Origin of the sequence: Phenylobacterium sp. J426, from assembly GCF_024699945.1 — a bacterium.
Lineage (GTDB): Bacteria > Pseudomonadota > Alphaproteobacteria > Caulobacterales > Caulobacteraceae > Phenylobacterium.
The window spans coordinates 3,105,492-3,118,811 of the sequence record NZ_JAJOMY010000001.1 but is presented as its reverse complement, the minus strand read 5'-3'; the positions used below and the strand labels follow the sequence as shown (position 1 = coordinate 3,118,811).

Here is a 13,320-nt window from a genome sequence, read left to right as displayed (position 1 = left end):
GGCCGGACCCTCGCGGCAGGGCGCGGGGCGGCCTAGACCTTTGCGAGCTCAGGTCGCGGCGTCGTCCGCAGGGCGTCCACGAAGGCGTCGCGCCAGGCGCTGACATCATGGGTTTGGACGCCGTCCATCAGTGACTCCCATCGCCGGATCCGCTCGCTGCGGCCCATCGCGAGGCCGGCGGCGATCGCGTCCGAGACCTCCTCCCGGCTGAACGGGTTGACGATGAGGGCCTCGCCCATCTGCTCCGCCGCGCCGGCGAACTTCGAGAGGATCAGGACGCCCGGATCGTCCGGGGTCTGCGCAGCCACGTACTCCTTGGCCACCAGGTTCATCCCATCGCGCAAGGGGGTGACCAGGCCGATTGCGGCGGCGCCGTAGATGCCGGCCAGTTCGTCGCGTCGATACGCGCGGTTCACATAGCGGATCGGCACCCAGTCGGCCGTGGCGAAAGCGCCGTTGATGCGGCCGCTGACGGCGTCAAGCCGGGCGCGAATCTCCTGGTACGCCGGAACCTCGTCCCGACTAGGCGTCGCAATCTGCAGCAAGAACACCTGCTCAAGGGCCTCGGGGGTGTTCTGGAGGTACTCCTCGTAGGCGAGGAAGCGCTCTTCGAGGCCTTTCGAGTAGTCCAGGCGGTCCACGCCGATGATCATGCGCCGTCCCGCCAGGCTGACCTTCATCCGGTCGCGCCAGCCGCAGGCGGTCTCTCCCGTCGCGGCTTCCGCGAAGCTCTTCGCGTCCAAGCCAATGGGGAAGACGCCGGTGCGCAGCGTGCGGCCGTAGGCGTGCACGGCGCCGGGCCGCACCTCACCGCCCTCTTCCTTCTCGACGTAGTCCTCGAATGCGCTGAGGGAATCCTCCGTCTGGAAGCCCACCAGGTCGTAGTCGAAGACCGCTTCGACCAATTCGCGATGAAACGGAAGGGTGGCGAACAGTCGTCGCGCCGGCCACGGTATGTGCAGGAAGAAGCCGATCCGGTTCTTCACGCCCCGGCGGCGAAGCTCCCGCGCCAGCGGGATCAGATGGTAGTCGTGCACCCAGATGAAGTCGTCGGGCTGCAGCAGCGGCAGCACCGTCTGGGCGAACCGCGCATTGACGCGTGCATAACCCTCGTTGAACGACCGCTCGTAGGCGGAAAGGTCGATCCGGTAGTGGAACAGCGGCCAGAGCGTCCGATTGGCGTAGCCGTTGTAGTACTCGTCCCGGTCCTGCGGCTCGAGATCCACCGTGGCGATCGTCGCGCCGCCTTCCCGTTGGACCGCGAGTTGGCCGCTGAAGGCGTCGACCGTCTGGCCGCTCCAGCCGAACCACACGCCGTTGTATTCCCGCAAGGCGGCGCCGAGCGCCATGGCGAGGCCGCCGACGGAAGGCCCGGAGGAGTTCGTCGGCCCCACCCGGTTGGAGATCACGATAAGACGCCCCATGCGCTCAGGCCGCCGGGAGCGGGATCGTGCGCACGCCCCACGTATCCGCCAGCGAGCGGGCGAGCTCCGCACCGTTGCGCTCGCCAGCGAGCTCATCGGTGACCAACGCCAGATCGATCGGCGAATGCGCCGCCAACGTCAGAGCATGCTTGGCGCGGCTTACGGGTCCAACAACATTGATCCCAGCTTCCAGGAGTATTTCGACAACACCCTCTGAATTCTCGGGAGTCTTGCTTGCGATCAGGACGGTCGAAAATCGATCGAACTGCTCAATGATATCCTTCAGGTCCCTCATCACGAACCGAGATAGACCACGTCACCGGCCGCGCAAACACCGCCACAGCTAAACTAAATGTGAGCACCGCCTGGGCGTACACGAAAAAGGCCCGGGCGACGCGGGTCGCCCGGGCCAGAATTTCGTCGCTGGGGGCTGGATCAGCCCTCGTTGTCGCGCTTCTCCCAAACGTGATCCACGAGACCCCAATCCTTGGCCTCCTGGGCGGTCATGAAGTAGTCGCGGTCCAGCGTCTCCTCGACCACCTCGACCGGCTGTCCGGTGTGCTTGGCGTAGATCTCGTTGAGCCGGCGCTTGGTCTTGATGATGTCCTCGGCGTGGCGCTGGATGTCCGTCGCCTTGCCAGAGTAGCCGCCCGACGGCTGGTGGACCATGATCCGCGAGTTCGGCAGCGCGATGCGGCTGCCCTTCTCGCCCGCCATCAGCAGGAACGAGCCCATCGAGGCCGCCATGCCGAGGCACAGGGTGATCACCGGCGAGCGGATGTACTGCATGGTGTCGTAGATCGCGAGGCCCGACGTCACCACCCCGCCCGGCGAGTTGATATACATCTGGATCTCCTTCTTCGGGTTCTCGGCCTCGAGATGGAGAAGCTGGGCGCAGATCAGGCTGGCCATGCCGTCCTCGACCGGACCCGCGAGGAACACGATCCGGTCCTTCAGCAGACGGGAGAAGATGTCGTAGGCGCGCTCGCCCCGGCTCGTCTGCTCGACGACCATCGGCACGAGGCCCAGGGCGGTGGTGACGGGATCACGCATGGAGAGGAAGCTTCCTTCAGAGACATTTGGCGCGGGCCGGGCGCGCGCCGTCCCCTCCGATATCGCGCGCCCCCGGGGGCGGCGCAAGGCGCCGGTCAGGCGACAGTGCGTGAAATCCACTCCTGGAGCGTGGCGACGACCGGTTCGGACGGCGCATAGCCGCGCGTGACAACGCCGTAGGCGCCCTGTTCGTTCGGCCCGGCCACGAGCGTCGGGAAGCCTGTTACGCCAGCCCGCTGCGAGACGGCGTAGTCCCGCCAGGTTTCCGCCTTTGCTTCCTCCGAGCCCCATTGCTCCAGGAAGAGGCCGCGATCGAAGCCGAGCTCGGCGGCGAGGCCGGCGAGCACCTCGCCTGAGGTGATGTCCTGCGCCTCGGCGTAGAACGCTCGCTGCAGGCGGCCGAGATAGCTTACCGCCCGCTCCTCTCCCTCGCGGCGAACCACGACCACGGCCCGGGCCGCCGGATCGGTGTCGTAGAGGAAGCCCTCGTGGTCCAGCGCGCCGCGGTCGAACGGCAGTCCTGTCGCCTCGTGGACATGGGACCAGTGCCCAGCGAGCTCCGCCTTGGCCTCCTCGGTCATCGGCTTGTCCGTGCCCGGACGAAGGCCACCCATGACGACGCGGATCGGCAACGCGCGGCCGAACGCCCGGCGGATATCCTCCACCACCGGCGAGAAGCCGTAGCACCATGAGCACATGGGATCGGCGAAGTAGATGAGATGCGGAGAAGCCATCGAAACCTCCGCCTTCGAGTGTCGCAGGGAAGCCGCGTCAGGTCACGGGAAGATGGCCGCAGGCTGTCATTTGAGAAGAGCAGGCGAACGGCGGCCTCGGCGCCAACCTAGATTTGCATCCGGCGTCGTTTCACGGCCGAATAACGGCTTCGACGCAGCATGATGGGACGGCTGCGGGAACCTTCGGCGCATTTCGTACGCTGAAGGTTCGCACAGGGGTCTTATGAATGGTGCAATACGCAGTAACGCTCAAGGACGGCGACTGGACCGTCTTCCGGGACGGGGCGCCGGTCGCAAACGACCTCTCGCGCTCCGCCGCAATCCAGCTGGCGAAGGACCTGGCCTTCGAGGCCGAGGAGCGCGGTGAAACCGTCGAGCTCCTCGTCCAAGGCTACTACGGCGAGATGTCCCGCAAGGTGACGGGCGCCGCCGACGACTGAGCCTGCGCCTTAGCGGCGCATCTGGGCCTTCAGCTCGCGCTTGGCGCGCGCCTCGGCCTTCGCCGCCGCCTTCCGGGCCTTGCGCTCTTCGCGCTTCAGCTCCAGCTGCAGCTCCTCGTCGTTCTCACGCGCCAGACGAGCGTCCTCCTCGGCCTTTTCCTTGGCCAGGCGAGCGGCTTCCTTTTCGGCGGCGCGCTTGGCGCGGACTTCCTCAAGCTCGCGCGCCTTGCGCTGCTCGCGGGTCTCGAACACCTCGCCTTCCGCGCGGACGGTCGGCTTCGGCTTGAACTTCTCTAGAAGGGCCTTCCGAGCTTCCGCCTGTGCGGAAAGGCGCTCGGAGAAGCCAGGCATAACCTTGGATTCTCGCATGCTCACTTTGAATTGGTGTCAGGAAGGAAATGGCTCGGCGGGGTAATGCCGCCGAGCCGAAGTCGTTGCGTCGGGCTTAGCCGACGATCTCGTCGTCCGAGAAGAACTGGGCGATCTCGAGCTTGGCGTTCTCGAGGCTGTCCGAGCCGTGGACGGAGTTCTCGCCGACGCTTTCGGCGTACAGCTTGCGGATCGTGCCGTCGGCGGCCTGCGCCGGGTTCGTGGCGCCCATGACCTCACGGTACTTGGCGACGGCGTTGTCGCCCTCGAGGACCTGCACGACCACCGGAGCCGACGTCATGAACTCCACGAGCTCGCCGAAGAACGGGCGCTCCTTGTGGATCTCGTAGAACTTCTCGGCCTGGGCCTGGCTCATGCGGATGCGCTTCTGGGCGACGATGCGCAGGCCGGCGTCCTCGATCACCGCATTGACCTTGCCGGTCAGGTTCCGACGGGTGGCGTCCGGCTTGATGATCGAGAAGGTGCGTTCGGTCATGGGGTCTTCTTGTTCTTGACGAAGGGGGAGGATCGCGGGCCTCGCCGCGAGGTGGCGCGTCCATAGCGGAAACACCCCGTTTCGCCAAGGCGCTGCGGTGCAACAGGCGCTGACGAACCGTCGATCGTCTGCTATGGGCCGCGCTCTGTCTGGTCAGGGCAGCGGCGGCGCGGCTTGAAAACCACCTGACTTCGAACACGCGGGACCGGCCCATGCCGGTCCGCGCCCGCCAACCTGCACCTCAGTTCCTCTCGATGCTTCAGATCAACGACCTCGTCTTCGATGCCTGGGGGCGACGCTTCTTCGACCACGCCGGCGTGTCCCTGCCCAAGGACGCCAAGGTGGGGCTCGTGGGCCGCAACGGCGTGGGCAAGTCCACCCTGTTCAAGCTGATCCTGGGCGAGCTCGTCCTCGGCTCGGGCGAGATCAGCCTCCCGAAGGCTGCGCGTATCGGCTCGGTCGACCAGGAGCATCCGGCGACGCCGGTTCCGCTGCTCGACACCGTGCTGGCGGCTGACGTCGAGCGCGCGACCCTGCTGGCGCGCCTGGAGACCGCCCCGGCCGAGGAGATGGGCGAGATCTACAACCGGCTGATCGAGATCGACGCCGACCGGGCGCCGTCCCGCGCCGCCGAAATCCTGTCGGGTCTGGGTTTCTCGAACGACGACCTCGTTCGCCCCATGGCCGAGTTCTCCGGCGGGTGGCGGATGCGCGTGGCGCTCGCGGCCAGCCTGTTCGCCGAGCCCGACCTGCTGCTGCTGGACGAGCCGACCAACTATCTGGACCTGGAGGGCGCGCTCTGGCTCGAGGCGCGGCTGCGGAAGTACCCGCACACCGCCATCGTCATCAGCCACGACCGCGAACTGTTGAACAACTCGGTGGATCACATCCTCCACCTGAAAGACGGCAAGCTGGAGCTCTACACCGGCGGCTACGACAGCTTCGAGCGGCAACTGGCCGAGAAGCTGCGGCTGCAGGAGGCGGCGCGCGCCAAGATCGAGGCCAAGCGCGCCCACATGCAGTCGTTCGTCGACCGCTTCCGGGCCAAGGCGACCAAGGCCCGCCAGGCCCAGTCGCGCCTGAAGGCGATCGCCAAGCTGCCGCCGGTGGCGGCGGTGATCGAGGAGCACGTCGCGCCGTTCCTGCTGCCATCGCCCGAGCGTCCTCTGGCCCCGCCGCTGCTGCGGCTGGAGGATGCGGTCGTCGGCTACGGCGGCCCGCCGATCCTGAACAAGCTCAACCTGCGTCTCGACATCGACGACCGCATCGGCCTGCTGGGCGTCAACGGAGCCGGCAAGTCGACCTTCGCCAAGCTTGTGGCCGGCGCGCTGACAGTGGAATCGGGTCAGTTCCACCGCTCGCAGCGGATGAAGGTCGGCTGGTTCCACCAGCATCAGATCGAGGCGATGGACCCGGAGGACACACCGCTGGAGATCATCCGTCGGGCCATGCCGGACGCCACTGAGGCCAAGCGCCGCTCGGTGATCGCCCAGTTCGGCTTCAGCTACGAGAAGGTCGAGACGAAGGTCTCCAGCCTGTCCGGCGGAGAACGAGCCCGCCTGCTGCTGAACCTCGTCGCCATGGAGGCGCCGCACCTGCTGATCCTCGACGAGCCGACCAACCACCTGGACATCGACAGCCGCCGGGCGCTCCTGGAGGCGCTGAACGACTACGAGGGCGCGGTGATCCTGATCACCCACGACCGCTCCTTGATGGAGTTGGTCGCCGACCGGCTATGGCTGGCCGCCGACGGAACGATCCAGCCGTTCGACGGCGACATGGACGAGTACGCCCAGTTCGTTCTGGACCGCGCCCGGGTCGCGGCGCGCGCGCCCACCCAGGTCAAGGCCGAGGCGGCGCCCAAGCCGGCGTCGCCACCTGCGCCGCCGAAGATCAAGGTCCCGACCGGCTCAGCCCGCCGGCGCGCCGAGGCCGCCGAGACGGCGCTTGCCCAGGCCACGCAGCGGCTCGCGGACATCGACCGCGCCCTCACCGATCCGCAGGTGTTTGCGAAGGACCCCGGCAAGGCGGCCGAGCTGGGTCGCCGCCGGGACGCGGCCCAAGCGGCGGTCGAGGCGGCCGAGCTGGAATGGCTGGAGGCTCAGGAAGCCTACGAGGCGCTGAAAGCCTAAGCCGGGAACCTCGGCCCTCGCCGGCCTGTTGCAGCCCCGCTGTTTCAGGAGGTCGCGTACATGGCTCAGGCGCTCCGCAAGGCCGCCCCGTTTCTCGTTCTCGCCGGCCTCGCCCTGATGCCGCGGACGCCAGCGGCCGCGCGCCGCCCTTCCGGGCTGCCGCCCCCCACCGCGGACTGGCGCTTCCGAAGGCGTGAGCGACGCGGCCAACCCAAACCGCAGCACGGACGATCCGGCGCAGCTTCACGACACGAGCCGCGGCCGCCACGCCGAAAGTCCCGCCGAGATCCCCGCGAAGGGGTGGAAGGACATCCTGATCCGCTCTTGGAAGGAGTTCGGGGACGACCAGGCCCCGCTCGTCGCGGCCGGGGTCACGTTCTACACCCTGCTGGCGCTCTTCCCGGCCCTCGGCGCCTTCGCTGCGCTGTATGGCCTCTTCGCGGATGTCGCCCAGGCCCAGCGGCACCTGGAGGTGCTGTCGGTCATCCTGCCCCCGGACACCCTGCGCCTGGTGGGCGAGCAACTCGTCCGGCTGTCGACGGGCAACGAGGGGGCCTGTCGCTGGCCTTCGTCGGCGGCCTGCTGCTGTCGATCTGGAGCGCCAACGGGGCGATGAAGGCCATGATCACCGCCATGAACATCGCTTACGACGAGAAGGAGAAGCGGGGGTTCGTCCGCAAGACCGCGACGTCGCTCGCCTTCACGGTGGGCTTCCTGCTGTTCGGCCTGAGCGCAATCGCCGTCCTCGCAGCGCCGGCCGCCATCGAGCCGTTCGCCGGCGCCGGAGCCGCCGCCATGTTCCGTTGGATCACCTACCCCGCCCTGCTGCTCGCCCTGGCGGTGGGCCTCGCCCTCCTCTACCGCTTCGGTCCGAGCCGGGACCGGGTGCGCTGGCGCTGGATTACGCCCGGCAGCGCAGCGGCCATGGTGCTGTGGGTGATCGCCTCGGCCGCGTTCTCGATCTACGTGGCCAACTTCGCCAACTACGAGAAGACCTACGGCTCGCTGGGCGCGGCCATCGGCTTCATGATGTGGCTCTACTTCTCGGCCCAGGTCGTGCTGCTTGGCGCCGAGCTGAACTCCGAGATCGAACACCAGACCGTCCAGGACACCACCGTCGGACCGGAGCAGCCCCTAGGAGTCCGGGGCGCGGTGATGGCCGACACCGTGGGCGAGGCCCAGTAGCAGGAAGGCGCCCGCGGCCATCGCCGGGGCGCCTTCGAACGTTGATGAGCTCGGCTCAGGCGGGTTCAGGTGATGTGCTTCGGGCTGATCGGATCCGAGCCCGAGGAAGGTCTCCTCGATCGCCTCGTCCAGCAGCGCCTCCTGCCGGTCCTCGGCCTGGGCCTCGCGTTCGGCCATGTGGTCGGGCTTCTCGCCTTCCTTCAGCGGCTCGGCCGATCGGATGTGGGGCGCGTCGATGTGGCGGTGCTCTTCCAGCGCGCCGCCCTTGTCGCTGGCCATGTCCGCCGTAGCCCCGCTCGACCCGTGGGTGAACGCGCGCTTGGCCTCGTCTTCGGTCTGCCGGTTCGGCATTGGGGAACCCTCCTGCTTAAAGCTCAGCCGCTAAACCCCTGGGACGGCTCCCGGGTTGCCGCGGTCAGGCCTTCCGCTTGTCCTCCAGCAGGATCTGTCCCTCCTTCTGGATACGGCCTTTGACCTTGCTGGCGATCATCGCCAGGAAGCCCGGCAGCGTGACCTGGAGGACGACCTCCTGGTCCCGCACGTCGACCGAACCGTTCACCTCCTGGCCCATGGCTGCGACGGCGAAGCGAAGGATGTCGCCCTCCCATGCATGGCGCGTTTCGCCCATGGCGGCGAACTGCTGGGTCAGGCGGCCGATGCCCTCGTCGATCCGGCGACGGGCTTCGGCGCGGCCGAGCTGGTGGGGAATGTTGACGACGACGGGTTTGCTCATGGCGCTTCAACGGCTGAGCCTGGGCCGGGGGTTCCGACGCAGGCCCTCTCGCCCTAGGGTCGCGGCTGATGGAACAGGACACCACCCTTCTCGGCGACGGCCGGTATCCCGACAGTGGACTGCTGGCCGTTCTCGCACGCCTGGCGTTCGTCGGCGCCATCCTCGCCATCGTCGTGGCGGTCTTCCTGCCGCCGTCGATGGTCCCGGATTTCGTGAAGTCGCACTATCTGCAGCACTTCGCAGCCTTCTACGTCGCCGCCCTCGCCGGCCTGGCGGCCATGCCGCGCACGCGCCTGCGGCGGATCGCGGCTGGCTACTTCCTGTTCGCGACCGTGCTCGAGGCCTCGCACCTCCTGTCGGGGGCGCCGTTCGGCCCGCTGGTGGACAACTGGGTGGCCGATCTGGGGGGGCTGGCCGCCGCCTTCGCGCCCATCGTCGTAGAGCGCTTCCGGCGGCGGTTCCCGCGGACCCCGGCCTAGGTCTCTAGAGGAAGGTCCACCCGCGATCACGGTCGCGTAGGCGCAGATTGTTCTGCACGTTCCGCACCCCGTCGATGTCGGCCACGTCTTCGATGCGACGCTTGTCCTCCTTGCGGCGGACGGTGCCGTTCAGCGTGACCTCTCCGTCCTCGACGATGACGTCCACGTCGCGCATGTCGATCCGGCGGTCGTCCTCGAGCCGCTCCATGATCACGGCCCAGAGCACGCGATCCGACGAACCGCGTCGGCGCCGCGACCGCCGTTCTTCGTCGTAGCGACGCTCAGCGTCATAGCCGCGCCCATCGTCCAGCCGGCGAGCGTCATCGAACCGGCGCTCGTCCTCATCGCGGCTGCGGCCGCCGAAGAATTCGCTCGCGCGATCCTTCCAGGAGCGCGACGGCTCGCGCGGTTCGTAGCTGCGATCTTCGCTGGAGAAGCGCCGGTAGGGCCGCCCGCGCTCGGGATCATAGGCCCAGTCCGTGGTGTAGTCGGCCTGGCCGTAGTCGTCGCGGCGAGCGCGGATCGTCTCGTCGGCGCGGTAGCCCGTGCGCGTCCGAGAATCGTAGGCGAAGTCGGTGGAGTAGTCCGCTTGGCCGAAATCGTCACGGTCACGCGGCTCCGCGCGCCATGCGCGGTCCCGCTCGTGGTGCTCGTCCCGCCAGTCTTCCCGGGCCATGATCGCCTCCGTCTTGGTTTCTCCGAGGTCGCTGGCAAGAACCTGCGCCGTGGTCTTCGGTTCCGACTCAAGGGAGACCTCTTCCCGTGCAGATCCAGGATCCCACCGAGCCCCACACCCCGGGTCTGGAAGACCTGGAAGAGGATCTGGCCGCCGCGCTGCCGGAGACCCAGGGCTCGCGCTTCTTTCCGCTGATCAAGCGTTGGGCGCTGCATGTCGTGCCCTTCCTGCTTCTGGGGGCGGCGGTTCTGGTGCTCTGGCGCGAGTTCCGAGACGTCAGCCCGGCCGAGGTCGGCGCAGCGATGCGGGCCTGGGGCTATCTCGACGTCGCCCTGGCGCTGGTCCTCTCGGCGGCCAGTTTCACGCTGATGGGCGTGGTGGAGTGGTTCGGCTTGAGATGGGCCGGCGCGCGGCTGCCGGTCGCGCCTGCGCTCTGGGGCTCCTTCCTGGCCAACGCCATCGGACATACGCTCGGGGCGAACCTGCTCGTCTCCGGCGCGGTGCGGGCGCGGTTCTACAGCCGGTTCGGCGTGTCGCTGAAGCAGGTGGCGGCGACGACCGTGTTCCACGGCGTATCCTTCGCCGTCGGCCTTTCGGCTTTGGCCGGCGTCAGCCTCCTGGCGGCGGAGGGGCACCACAACGCAGCGACCCGGATCGCCGGTCCCGTCGCCGACAGCCTCGGCATCCTGCTGCTCGGCGCCGTGGCCACCTATGTGGCGCTGTGCGCGAACCTCAAGCAGCCGCTCCGCGCGTTCGGCTACCGTCTCAAGCTGCCCTCCTGGCGCGTGGCGCTGGCGCAGATCGGGCTCGGCGCGTTCGACAACGCCGTGGCGGCCGGCATCATCTGGACGCTCCTGCCCGAGGGCTCGGTGGGCTACTTCAGCTTCGTGGGGGCGTACGCCCCGTCCGTCGTGGTCGGGTTGATCTCGCACGTGCCGGGCGGCGTCGGCGTGTTCGAGGGCTCGATGTCGGCGCTGCTCGCCAGCGTGCCGCCGGCCCCGCTCGCCGCGGGCTTCCTCGGCTATCGACTCGCCTTCTTCCTGCTCCCGCTGCTGATCGCCGGCATCGCCCTGACGGCTGACGCTATGCGGCGGCGCGGTCCGGGTTAACGGCCTTCGAAAGCGCCTCGGGCGGGTCGATCTCGCGTTGCGGGCGATCCCGCTCCGCCTCGATGACCGCTCTCCTGAGCTCGGCCACCAGCTCCGATATGGTGTCGTTTCCTTCCATGCGGCCAGAACGCCGAACGGGGTTCGACGATCCCGACCCGGAGCATCAAAGCTCGGGTGTTGCAGGTGCGCATCGCCCGTTAAGGCGCGATCGGCTAGGAAGCGGCGATGAACGCTTCTCCACGGCCCCTGGCGGTTTTCGCCTACGATTTCGACGGCACGCTGGCGCCCGGCAACATGCAGGAGCACGCGTTCATTCCCGATGAGCTGGGCCTGGACCACGCCGAGTTCTGGGCCGAGACCCGGCGGCTGGCCGAGGCGCAGCGCGGCGACGGCATCCTGGCCTACATGCACCTCATGCTGGAAAAGGCCCGTGAGAAAGACCTGGAGTTGTCGCGCGACAGCTGGCGCAAGCGCGGGGCCAGCCTGCGGCTGTTCCCGGGCGTTGAGGACTGGTTCGGCCGCCAGAACGCCCGCGCCGAGGCGCTCGGCCTGGATCTGCGCCACTTCATCATCTCGTCGGGCAACCGGGAGCTCATCGAGGGCTCGCCGATCGCCGACCGGTTCGAGCGGATCTACGCCTCCGCCTTCATGTTCAACGCCGAGGACGAAGCGGTGGGGGCGGCGCTGGCCATCAACTACACGGGCAAGACCCAGTACCTCTTCCGGATCAACAAGTGGACGCTGGACGAGTGGGACAATGACGCGATCAACGCCGTCCAGCCCGACCGCGACCGGGCGGTGCCGTTCAGTCGCATCGCGTTTTTCGGCGACGGGCTCACCGACATCCCGGTCATGCGGGTGATGACCGACCACGGCGGCCACCCGGTGGCGGTGTACGACCCCGAAACGCCGATCACCGAGGCCGCGGCCGACAAGCTGATCAAGGACGGCCGGGCGCGGCTGGCGGCCGGCGGCGACTACCGGGAAGGCTCGGAGTTGGACGGACTCGCCGCCGACATCCTGGCGGAGATGGCCCGAGGCGTGCGGGCCGACCTTTTCGACTAGCCCAGCCGCTCCTCGTAAAGGCGCCGCAGCACCGCCGGCGCGAGACCCGGCAGGTCCTCCGAGATCAGGCCCGGCCCGAACAGCTCGGCCGCCTCGGCGTGGATCCAGGCCCCGGCGCAGGCGGCCTCGAAACTCTCCATGCCTTGGGCCACCAGGCCGCCGATGAAGCCCGCCAGCACGTCGCCGGAGCCGGCCGTGGCCAGCCAGGGCGACCCGTTCACGTTTACCGCCGCCCGACCGTCCGGGGCCGCGACCACGGTGTCCGCGCCCTTCAGCAACACGACCGCACCTGCGCGGCGCGCCGCCTCGCGCGCCGCCGTCACCCGCTCGGGCGAACCCTTCATCAGGCCGGGGAAGAGGCGTTCGAATTCGCCCGGATGAGGCGTAAGCACGTCGTCCCGATCGAGGACCGAGAAGAGCTCCTCCGGGTCGTCGCGGAAGACGGTGATGGCGTCGGCGTCCAGCACCAGGGCGGCGCCGGTGCGGGCAAGCGCAAGGACATTCAGCAACGTACCTTCGTCGACGCCCGCGGCCGGTCCGATGACCGCCGCGTCGACGTCCGCCGCAGCCTGTTCCAGTTCCGCATCGGTGTCGAAGGGGCGCAGCATGACGGCCTCGAGGTGCGACGCGTTCGAGGCCAGCGCCTCGCTCGGCGACAGCACCGTGACCAGCCCGGCGCCGATGCGGAGACCGGCGCGCGACGCCAGGCGTGCGGCTCCTGTGCTCCAGGCGTCGCCGCTCACCACGATCAGCCGGCCCCGCTCGTGCTTGTGGGAGGCCGCCGTCGGCCACGGAAAGCGATGGAGCCAGAGCTCCGCCCCGTTTTCCGACAGCCGACTCGGCGTCTCGCCGAGCCCGATGTCGGCCACGACCACCTCACCACAGAGGCTGCGGCCCGGCTCGAGCACATGGGCCGGCTTGCGGGCGTGGAAGGTCACGGTCAGGGCGGCTTGCACCGCCTGCCCTTGGGGCTGACCCGTGTCGCCCGGCAGGCCGCTGGGAACGTCGATGGCGACCACCTTGTCTGGCCGGGCCGCGAGGCGTTGGGCGACCGCCAGGGCCACGCCGTCGAGGGGCCGCGCGAGACCTGCGCCGAAAAGCGCGTCGACGACCAGGCCCTGCACCGCCTCGCCATCCAGCGCGCGCACCGGACCCTCCCATCGCGCGGCCATGGCCCTGGCGTCGTCGGTCGCGGGATCGGCGAGCGCCCTCACCTCCGCAGGCCAGCCGCGGGCCTTCAGCAGACGCGCGACCACATAGCCATCGCCGCCGTTGTTCCCCGGGCCGCAGAGCACCACGGTCGGCTGCGGCCGGAATCTGGCGCAGATCGCGTCGGCCACCGCTGCGCCGGCGCGCTCCATCAGCACCTCGCCCGGCGTGCCCGCCTCGATCGCCGCGCGATCGGCGGCCGTCATCTCAGCGACC

Annotated in this window: 17 protein-coding genes; 7 read left to right on the top strand and 10 right to left on the bottom strand. The window is 68.8% G+C overall.

Annotation, left to right across the window (positions count from 1 at the left end):
• Positions 1-32: 32 nt before the first annotated feature.
• The 4 genes from otsA to LRS10_RS16420 form a co-directional block, all read right to left on the bottom strand.
• Entirely contained in the window at positions 33-1,424 is a 1,392-nt protein-coding gene (gene otsA, locus LRS10_RS16435) for an alpha,alpha-trehalose-phosphate synthase (UDP-forming) (RefSeq protein ID WP_257838210.1), read from the bottom strand.
• A 4-nt stretch (positions 1,425-1,428) separates the two neighbouring features.
• A complete protein-coding gene (locus tag LRS10_RS16430; protein ID WP_257838209.1) occupies positions 1,429-1,719 on the bottom strand; it encodes a hypothetical protein in 291 nt (96 codons plus the stop codon).
• Positions 1,720-1,859: 140 nt separating this feature from the next.
• On the bottom strand, positions 1,860-2,477 hold the full coding sequence (locus LRS10_RS16425) for an ATP-dependent Clp protease proteolytic subunit (RefSeq protein ID WP_257838208.1): 618 nt from the start codon (positions 2,475-2,477) through the stop codon (positions 1,860-1,862).
• Between the two features lie 95 nt (positions 2,478-2,572).
• Positions 2,573-3,211, bottom strand: a complete 639-nt coding sequence (locus tag LRS10_RS16420; protein ID WP_257838207.1) for a DsbA family protein — start codon at positions 3,209-3,211, stop codon at positions 2,573-2,575.
• A 227-nt stretch (positions 3,212-3,438) separates the two neighbouring features.
• Here LRS10_RS16420 and LRS10_RS16415 point away from each other — a divergent pair, with 227 nt between their 5' ends.
• On the top strand, positions 3,439-3,651 hold the full coding sequence (locus tag LRS10_RS16415; RefSeq protein WP_257838206.1) for a hypothetical protein: 213 nt from the start codon (positions 3,439-3,441) through the stop codon (positions 3,649-3,651).
• A 9-nt stretch (positions 3,652-3,660) separates the two neighbouring features.
• On the opposite strand, the gene LRS10_RS16410 is transcribed toward LRS10_RS16415, so the two are convergent.
• Both LRS10_RS16410 and ndk read right to left on the bottom strand, forming a co-directional pair.
• The gene (locus LRS10_RS16410) at positions 3,661-4,020 is read right to left on the bottom strand and encodes a DUF6481 family protein (protein ID WP_257838205.1); all 360 of its coding nucleotides are present in this window, start codon (positions 4,018-4,020) and stop codon (positions 3,661-3,663) included.
• A gap of 76 nt (positions 4,021-4,096) precedes the next feature.
• Entirely contained in the window at positions 4,097-4,516 is a 420-nt protein-coding gene (ndk, locus tag LRS10_RS16405; RefSeq protein WP_257838204.1) for a nucleoside-diphosphate kinase, read from the bottom strand.
• A 254-nt stretch (positions 4,517-4,770) separates the two neighbouring features.
• On the opposite strand from ndk, the gene LRS10_RS16400 reads away from it, so the two are divergent.
• From LRS10_RS16400 to LRS10_RS16390, 3 genes are all read left to right on the top strand, one after another.
• The gene (locus LRS10_RS16400) at positions 4,771-6,648 is read left to right on the top strand and encodes an ABC-F family ATP-binding cassette domain-containing protein (protein WP_257839190.1); all 1,878 of its coding nucleotides are present in this window, start codon (positions 4,771-4,773) and stop codon (positions 6,646-6,648) included.
• Positions 6,649-6,841: 193 nt separating this feature from the next.
• Entirely contained in the window at positions 6,842-7,264 is a 423-nt protein-coding gene (locus LRS10_RS16395; RefSeq protein WP_257838203.1) for a YihY/virulence factor BrkB family protein, read from the top strand.
• A complete protein-coding gene (locus LRS10_RS16390; RefSeq protein ID WP_257838202.1) occupies positions 7,261-7,833 on the top strand; it encodes a YihY/virulence factor BrkB family protein in 573 nt (190 codons plus the stop codon). Before LRS10_RS16395 ends, LRS10_RS16390 begins: the two co-directional genes overlap by 4 nt.
• On the opposite strand, the gene LRS10_RS16385 is transcribed toward LRS10_RS16390, so the two are convergent.
• Positions 7,783-8,184: a hypothetical protein gene (locus LRS10_RS16385; protein WP_257838201.1), complete on the bottom strand. Its 402-nt coding sequence runs from the start codon at positions 8,182-8,184 to the stop codon at positions 7,783-7,785. The two genes, LRS10_RS16390 and LRS10_RS16385, sit on opposite strands and share 51 nt — an antisense overlap.
• Before the next feature lie 64 nt (positions 8,185-8,248).
• The gene (locus LRS10_RS16380) at positions 8,249-8,566 is read right to left on the bottom strand and encodes a polyhydroxyalkanoic acid system family protein (protein ID WP_257838200.1); all 318 of its coding nucleotides are present in this window, start codon (positions 8,564-8,566) and stop codon (positions 8,249-8,251) included.
• 68 nt (positions 8,567-8,634) lie between these two features.
• Between LRS10_RS16380 and LRS10_RS16375 the strand changes: the two genes are divergently transcribed.
• Complete coding sequence (locus tag LRS10_RS16375) at positions 8,635-9,045, top strand: hypothetical protein (protein WP_257838199.1); 411 nt, start codon at positions 8,635-8,637, stop codon at positions 9,043-9,045.
• Between the two features lie 4 nt (positions 9,046-9,049).
• On the opposite strand, the gene LRS10_RS16370 is transcribed toward LRS10_RS16375, so the two are convergent.
• On the bottom strand, positions 9,050-9,721 hold the full coding sequence (locus tag LRS10_RS16370; RefSeq protein ID WP_257838198.1) for a BON domain-containing protein: 672 nt from the start codon (positions 9,719-9,721) through the stop codon (positions 9,050-9,052).
• Positions 9,722-9,807: 86 nt separating this feature from the next.
• Between LRS10_RS16370 and LRS10_RS16365 the strand changes: the two genes are divergently transcribed.
• Both LRS10_RS16365 and LRS10_RS16360 read left to right on the top strand, forming a co-directional pair.
• A complete protein-coding gene (locus LRS10_RS16365) occupies positions 9,808-10,830 on the top strand; it encodes a lysylphosphatidylglycerol synthase domain-containing protein (RefSeq protein WP_257838197.1) in 1,023 nt (340 codons plus the stop codon).
• A 225-nt stretch (positions 10,831-11,055) separates the two neighbouring features.
• Entirely contained in the window at positions 11,056-11,895 is an 840-nt protein-coding gene (locus LRS10_RS16360) for an HAD family hydrolase (protein ID WP_257838196.1), read from the top strand.
• Here the strand turns inward: LRS10_RS16360 and LRS10_RS16355 are convergent.
• On the bottom strand, positions 11,892-13,310 hold the full coding sequence (locus LRS10_RS16355) for an NAD(P)H-hydrate dehydratase (RefSeq protein ID WP_257839189.1): 1,419 nt from the start codon (positions 13,308-13,310) through the stop codon (positions 11,892-11,894). The genes LRS10_RS16360 and LRS10_RS16355 overlap by 4 nt on opposite strands.
• Positions 13,311-13,320: the final 10 nt, after the last annotated feature.

Coding starts and splice junctions, on each gene's coding strand:
- LRS10_RS16420 (WP_257838207.1), bottom strand. CDS start 3,211: ATGGCTTCTCCGCATCTCATCTACTTCGCCGATCCCATGTGCTCATGG.
- LRS10_RS16355 (WP_257839189.1), bottom strand. CDS start 13,310: ATGACGGCCGCCGATCGCGCGGCGATCGAGGCGGGCACGCCGGGCGAG.
- LRS10_RS16360 (WP_257838196.1), top strand. CDS start 11,056: ATGAACGCTTCTCCACGGCCCCTGGCGGTTTTCGCCTACGATTTCGAC.
- LRS10_RS16425 (WP_257838208.1), bottom strand. CDS start 2,477: ATGCGTGATCCCGTCACCACCGCCCTGGGCCTCGTGCCGATGGTCGTC.
- LRS10_RS16380 (WP_257838200.1), bottom strand. CDS start 8,566: ATGAGCAAACCCGTCGTCGTCAACATTCCCCACCAGCTCGGCCGCGCC.
- LRS10_RS16375 (WP_257838199.1), top strand. CDS start 8,635: ATGGAACAGGACACCACCCTTCTCGGCGACGGCCGGTATCCCGACAGT.
- LRS10_RS16385 (WP_257838201.1), bottom strand. CDS start 8,184: ATGCCGAACCGGCAGACCGAAGACGAGGCCAAGCGCGCGTTCACCCAC.
- LRS10_RS16370 (WP_257838198.1), bottom strand. CDS start 9,721: ATGGCCCGGGAAGACTGGCGGGACGAGCACCACGAGCGGGACCGCGCA.
- LRS10_RS16430 (WP_257838209.1), bottom strand. CDS start 1,719: ATGAGGGACCTGAAGGATATCATTGAGCAGTTCGATCGATTTTCGACC.
- otsA (WP_257838210.1), bottom strand. CDS start 1,424: ATGGGGCGTCTTATCGTGATCTCCAACCGGGTGGGGCCGACGAACTCC.
- LRS10_RS16410 (WP_257838205.1), bottom strand. CDS start 4,020: ATGCGAGAATCCAAGGTTATGCCTGGCTTCTCCGAGCGCCTTTCCGCA.
- LRS10_RS16415 (WP_257838206.1), top strand. CDS start 3,439: ATGGTGCAATACGCAGTAACGCTCAAGGACGGCGACTGGACCGTCTTC.
- LRS10_RS16390 (WP_257838202.1), top strand. CDS start 7,261: ATGAAGGCCATGATCACCGCCATGAACATCGCTTACGACGAGAAGGAG.
- LRS10_RS16400 (WP_257839190.1), top strand. CDS start 4,771: ATGCTTCAGATCAACGACCTCGTCTTCGATGCCTGGGGGCGACGCTTC.
- ndk (WP_257838204.1), bottom strand. CDS start 4,516: ATGACCGAACGCACCTTCTCGATCATCAAGCCGGACGCCACCCGTCGG.